At 49.6% G+C, this 6336-nt stretch carries 7 protein-coding genes; all 7 read left to right on the forward strand.

What is annotated here, in order from left to right; translation table 11 throughout:
* The first annotated feature begins 1136 nt into the window (after positions 1–1136).
* Positions 1137–1286, forward strand: coding sequence for a hypothetical protein (locus tag QUB25_RS29160; RefSeq protein ID WP_333188899.1), 150 nt, complete (start codon positions 1137–1139; stop codon positions 1284–1286).
* Positions 1270–2901: a bifunctional DNA primase/polymerase gene (locus tag QUB25_RS29165; protein ID WP_333188901.1), complete on the forward strand. Its 1632-nt coding sequence runs from the start codon at positions 1270–1272 to the stop codon at positions 2899–2901. The genes QUB25_RS29160 and QUB25_RS29165 overlap by 17 nt, the downstream gene beginning before the upstream one ends.
* A gap of 98 nt (positions 2902–2999) precedes the next feature.
* Entirely contained in the window at positions 3000–3644 is a 645-nt protein-coding gene (locus tag QUB25_RS29170) for a tyrosine-type recombinase/integrase (protein ID WP_333188903.1), read from the forward strand.
* 158 nt (positions 3645–3802) lie between these two features.
* Complete coding sequence (locus QUB25_RS29175; RefSeq protein ID WP_333188905.1) at positions 3803–4087, forward strand: hypothetical protein; 285 nt, start codon at positions 3803–3805, stop codon at positions 4085–4087.
* Between the two features lie 71 nt (positions 4088–4158).
* Positions 4159–4434 (forward strand): flagellar alpha dynein, encoded by a 276-nt coding sequence (locus QUB25_RS29180; protein ID WP_333188907.1) that lies wholly within the window; start codon positions 4159–4161, stop codon positions 4432–4434.
* 465 nt (positions 4435–4899) lie between these two features.
* Positions 4900–5274: a hypothetical protein gene (locus tag QUB25_RS29185; RefSeq protein WP_333188909.1), complete on the forward strand. Its 375-nt coding sequence runs from the start codon at positions 4900–4902 to the stop codon at positions 5272–5274.
* Between the two features lie 148 nt (positions 5275–5422).
* Positions 5423–6336, forward strand: a 914-nt coding sequence (locus tag QUB25_RS29190) for a site-specific integrase (protein WP_333188911.1), incomplete at its 3' end; no start/stop codon positions are given.

A 6336-nucleotide genomic window follows, 5' to 3' on the forward strand; every position in this document is an offset into this window, starting at 1 on the left:
TGCCGCCATACTTTCATATCCTTCTGCCTTGGAAAAGGAATTCAGGTGCAGCAGGTGGCTTTGTGGGCAGGCAACAGCCCTCGCACGATTTGGGATCACTACGCAGGGTTAGTAAAAACACAAGAAGTCCCGCAATGAGTAGGTACGTGGGCCGGGAGGAGGCTGGCTTATGGCCTGCCTCCCGGCCGCGACTTGTAACCGGGCTAGGTGATACCCGGTATAGAAAAGCAAGTAAAAATTTAGTGTGGCCACGACTTATCAGGCACTCATAAAACACCATTGACCCCCGCGAAACTCTACGAGTTTAGCGTAGCTTGCCACACTCTATAATTTTTCTGAATTTTCGCTGTGGCGCTCATAGCTCATAAAACACTATGCACACCTCGGAAACTTGTAGACTTTCCGATACAGCACACACTCTATCCATTTGCAGCATTGTTGCAAAACAGCATCCGCACCCTCGAAACTCTACAAGTTTCAAGTGGCATACGTACTGCTATCCGCTAGCCAGCAAAAGACCTAGTAAAATCTATGCGATTTTTGCCAACCCAATAAATTGCGGCAACGGAAAACCTATACGAGTTGCTACCGCGCACGACCGCAACAAACCCTACGGGTTTCGAGAAACATTACGGAGGCATTCTCGCAAGATAAAGTTCTTCGCATAAGAGCAAAAGTTTGATACGTGGAGTAGCTACTCCACTGCTCACAAGTTGTTAGATCCGGTTTGCAACGTTTTGTAAAAAGAGGCAAAGGGGCTGTGTAAAAGGTGTCGAGTTTTAATCTTGGCTAAGTCAAAAAGCTTTTTACAAAAGCTGACAGCTATAATCCACAAGAGGTTTAGTCGATTTTAGTTATTAGCAAAGTGCATAACTATTTCTTAATAACAATTAACCCACTTGCGCCATGATGTGGAACTTGCAGGGGTTTAGCTAAAAAACAACTATTTTTTCTTTCAACACTTTGGAAAAAATTTAGATCGAAAACTGGCGTCAGTTTGCCAGGTCATGTTACCCTATTGTTAGTCTTAAATAGACAAAAAAAAGACCTAGTACCAAGTTAAGAGTGCGCCTAGTAAACTTACTCTTGCTTGGTTGGAGGTCTTTGAAACAATATAAACATGGTTCAAATCTATCATGAATACCTCAAACGCAGCAAGCTCTCTTGCTGAGTCCGTGCTGCTAGCCCACAGCGCTCAAACGTGGCTAGACAGCGGTGTTGACGAAAATTTAACTCAATTAAATATTTATTCTGTCGGACGTGTGGCCAATGGTTTGCAGCGTTAGCCTAGCCAGCGTCCCGGAAAGTTGGTCGCTTGTACCCGTCAGGGGCAAGCAGCCTTATCAAAAGAGATGGGTCGATCAGGAGTACGATCACCCAGAAATTCTTGCTGAGTTAGAGAAAGGCAAAGCTACGGGCGTGGGGCTGAAGCTGGGCAACGGGCTGCTCGCGATCGATATTGACGGCGACTCGGCGGCCGACCTGCTCAAGGAATTCGCCGGGGAAAAAGGCCTGCAAGATTTTGTCGCGACAACTAGCTGGACTAGCGGCCGCCCTGGGCGCAGGCAGTGCCTATTTTGGGTTGAGGAGAAAGACTGGCCGAGGGTGCGGAACCTGCCAATCAGCACAGGAGTTACGGGAGATGACGGCAAGGAAGAAAAGCTTGAGTTTAGATGGCAGGGATGGCAAAGCGTCCTGCCGCCGAGCATTCACCCGCTAACAGGTCAGCCCTACAGGTGGATCAATGACCCGGCGCAACATCCCCCGGTGCTAGCTCCGGAATGGTTGATTTCGCTTTGTGAGAATTGGAACACCGAGTACGTCAGCAAGGACAACCCCGATCTAGTCAGATTTTCCGCGCGACTATACGCCCACTTCGGCCGCTCGCTGTCAGTTTGGTATCTGGCTCGTCGATTCGACAATTCGCGCCAGAAACACGGCGGGAAAAACAAAGGCAGTGGCGTGGGCAGTTTCACGCTTTTAGCCGCTAGCCGCATCCTGGGTCGCAGCACTGGCCACATCCGAAAAATGCTGCGCGCGGCTAAAGTTTCCGGGCTAATCAGGAATTACAAACAGTGCAAAGGCTGGATTACCGTTTGGTATTCCAGCCTCGAAAAAGCGATCACACTGGCCGAACTAGAGGAGCTCGGCCCGGTCGCCGCTATAAATATTGATCAGCTATCAAATATCCACTTTGTCGCTACAGAAGTGGAAGCGCAAGCTTTGCAGCGAGCTTCTATACACCGCCAGAGGCAAGAAGAAATCGAGCAAATCAAAGCTGAGGGCGGAAACCCCCAGCTAAATCCAAGTCGAATAGTTAAACCGATCGACCTGCACACCTGCGATTATCCGGCGCGGGTACTGGGAAAGGGCGAGCGGTTCATCTATTGTACTTCGGAGTTCCGCTTTTACGGCGGAAGCCAAAAGGCGATCGCCTCGTTGCGGGGCATTTCCCCCGCAACCGCAAGCCGGCATCTCTCAAATAAGTATCGGTTGAAGCCGACACCGGTTCGAGGATACCGCCAGGACGCGACGCCAATTGTTAAAAAGCAGTTGCTCCAGCAGTTGCCGCAACTCCAGGATATGCCGCCAAAGCTGTGCGCTGAGGACGGTTTGTTTTGGATCAAAGACAACTACTGGAAGCCACACTGCAACGTCTACTTGCTGGAATATCGGTTGATATCGGCCCGCCGCCGAAGGAGGGCCATCCAGGCTACCTCAACCGATAACGTTTGCTTATTGAAAATTTCGGCCGAGCGGGGCGATTTAGACAATAAGGGTTTCTTATCAAGCTTTGATTTAAAGGCTGAAGAGTACCCAAGTCCAATATCCAATCGCCGACAAAATTTTATGTTTCAACCGGAACAAGGCAACGCAAAAATGATCATGCCTCAGCAGTAAGCCGAAAGTGTCCCAGATTTGGGACGTTTTGAGACAGGGACAGACTTTCTAATATCTGCCTCAATAGTTAGAATGTTGGCACTGATTTAGGTGCTCTAATGACTATCATTCCGTTCCCTACTCGCGGCCCTCGACTTCTGAAAGTTAGAGAGTCTCATTCACCGCCCCCAAAAACTAGCTCCAACAGGAGGACATACTTGGAAGTTCGCGATCGGGAGTATTTGTTTGAGGATGAGGTGGAGGCGATGATCAAGGCGGCTCGAAAGGGACGCTGGGGACATCGGGACTCTACGCTGATTCTAATGGGCTATCGGCACGGGCTGCGGATATCGGAGCTGGTGAACTTGCGCTGGCAGCAGATTAATTTGAAGACTGCCCACATCCACGTTAGGAGGTTGAAGGGTTCTCGACCGTCTGTGCATCCGCTCTCAGGTGAGGAAATACGATCGCTCAGGCGGTTGCAGAAAGATTTTCCTGACTCGCCCTACCTATTCGTTTCGGAGCGTGGCGGGCCGATGACTCCAGACGCGGCAAGGAAGATGATCAAGAAGGCGGGAGAAGGAGCACAGCTTCAGTTCCCGGTGCATCCCCATATGCTCCGGCACGGCTGCGGATACTATTTGGCGGCTAAGGGCATCGACACCAGGGCGATACAAGATTATCTGGGACACGCCAACATCCACCATACAGTCAGGTACACCCAGTTAGCACCGCAGCGTTTTGAGGGATTTTGGGATGATTGAAGCTTGGTAAGACGTTCTTGTAAGACAGTTGTAGACAAGTAAGACATATAAGCAAAACAGCGTAAGACACCGTGTAAGATGATTAGTTGTTATACGTCTTACATTCTGCCAGCCAGTGTCTTACTCTTAAGTAAGACATTTAGAGAAGATGTAAGACGATGACTGACAAGATGATGCTAAACTTCCGGTGCCCTGGTGAACTGCTAGATGCGATCGACGCCATAGGACAAGAACGATATCCCAGCGACACAGCCAAACACGGCTGCGACAGAACCAAGACTTTGCTCGACATCGTGCGGGCCGGTATTGAGGCTTTATCTGGTGGCTCGGTTGTCTTACAAGCGCCCGACAGCAGCGTAAGACGTAGTAAGACAGAGAATACAATGGACATAGAGGCAAGGTTTGCCGCCATTGAGGAACGGCTGGGAAAATTGAGGGCCTGAGTGAAACACCCGCAGAGGAATCACTCAGGCCAGAAGTTGAGGAGGAAATTGAAAGCTTGCGCCAGAGTCTATTGGCAAGCGACACTATTATCCAAGCCAGGAATCAAGAGATTGCAACACTGAGCTCTCGGCTGGCAGCGAAGGATGAGAGGATCGCAGAGCTAGACGAGGAAATTGGCAGATTAGACTCCGAGCTTGAACGGCGATCGGAAGCAATTTCCCAAAATCCAATACCCAAGAATCCAATACCCGAAGTGGCCGACTTGCTCAACCAACTCAAGGCGCGGCGCAAAAAGTCGAGGGCGGAACTAGCAGATGTGGAACTGATTTTAGAGATGATTGAATAGTCCCGACGCACCCATCGGGAAATTAGGAATATTTTTTTGCCCTGGATCAGTCCAGGGCTTTCCCAAAGTGTCCGGAATTCCGGACATTTTAGGAAAGCCAGAACGCCAAAAACCGCCAAGCTTGCTAAAATGAATCGATTAGATCGGAGCTGCAGCACGCTTGTGATGTCGGTGTTTCTTCGGGCGGTTGCCCCACTATCTGTAGCCTTTGATTAGGATATTTCGAGCTTTAAAAACGTACATCCCTTACAAGGGAAGGCTTTCAACAAAAAGTCTAATAAAGTGGACTTTTAACATAAACGATAGCCTCTCTGATCGGCACTCACAATCGTATTGACAAACGACTGCAAACCTGCGATCGTGAGTAACTGAGGAAGATTGATGCGCGACTGACTGGCGATTGGAGCCGCCAACCAAGTCACGTCTTCCCCAAACTGTCCTACAACAGATTGGAACTTAAGAATTATGGCACGTCTAGATAACGCCCAGACGAGTCGAGCAAACCTATTTTCTCGACGGGGCTTTCATTCGAGGATGGTGGCTGCTGCTGCTGCATCCCTAACATTGCGAACTGTAACAATTCCCAGCAAATACCCCGCACCTTCATTTGCGATCGGTGACATAGTAGCTGACACTTGGGTTGACGAATTCGAGACACACCAGACCGAAGTAGGTGAAGTGGTGGGAATTTGCTGGCATCCTGAAAACGAGCAGTGGGAATATCACATTAACTGGGTTGCTGGCAGTATGCCTGATGAGTATTACCCGTGTTATGACGGGCATCTTACTTCTCACACTGTTGGGTGCAAGCTGAAGTTGGTGAAGGAAAAGGGCGAGTGAGGAGGGGGTGGAGAGGTAGTGAAAATTCCCCCACTTCTCCACCAACCGCACCAACCGCACCAACCGCATCAACCGCATCAACCGCACCAACCGCACCAACCGCACCAACCGCACCAACCGCATCAAGGTGCTTCGCTAACTAAAAATCATGCAAACCATAACTCCAGAACTGAAGAACCTATTAAGTCAGTTGTCGCAGCACATAAACTTTGACTCCGGCATTGACGAACAAGCCTCAACCTCCGCCGCTAGCACCCAAGTCGAAACAGACGCCTGCCATCCTTTCACCCTAGGCCAACTCTGGGAGAAATACTCTGGCCACAAAGCCCAAGAGTTGGCGGCTACCACGATTAAAAAAGATTTTGCCGTCGTGGCCCGACACATTGCTAAAACTTGTGGCGACCTGAACCAAGCTCAGAAAATCAGGTTGCAATTGATTGAACAGACAACCATCCGCTCGGCAAAAAGGTCGTTGATGCAAATCAACGCCTGCTGTGCCTGGGCATTAGAATTCGGGCTAATTGAAACTAACCCGTTTGAAAAAATCAAAATTAAAACGAGGAAGCCACCCGCTGACATCCAACCTTTTACGGAACAAGAGCGCGATCGCATAATCGACGCATTTAGGGAAACAGAGGAGTTTCATGCCCCACTAATTGAATTTTTATTTCTCACGGGATGCAGACCGAGCGAAGCAATCGCGCTTCGGTGGCGACATATTGACGCCGATCTCAGCCGAATAACTTTTTGTGAGGCGCGGGTCTACGGGATAACCAAAGGAACCAAAACTGGTAAATCCCGCATTTTCCCGATCAACCCAAAACTGCGATCACTCTTAAGGGCTATCCAACCAAAAATAGCAAGTGGCGACGATTTGGTTTTTCCCAGCAAAAATGGTTTGGTGCTCGACGAACACAATCTAGTTCGCCGACAATGGAACCGCACGCTTGAAAAACTGGGCATCCCGAGGAGGCCATTGTACAATTGCCGCCATACTTTCATATCCTTCTGCCTTGGAAAAGGAATTCAGGTGCAGCAGGTGGCTTTGTGGGCAGGCAACAG

It is taken from the genome of Microcoleus sp. B3-D7 (genome assembly GCF_036705305.1).
Taxonomy (GTDB): Bacteria; Cyanobacteriota; Cyanobacteriia; order Cyanobacteriales; family Microcoleaceae; genus Microcoleus.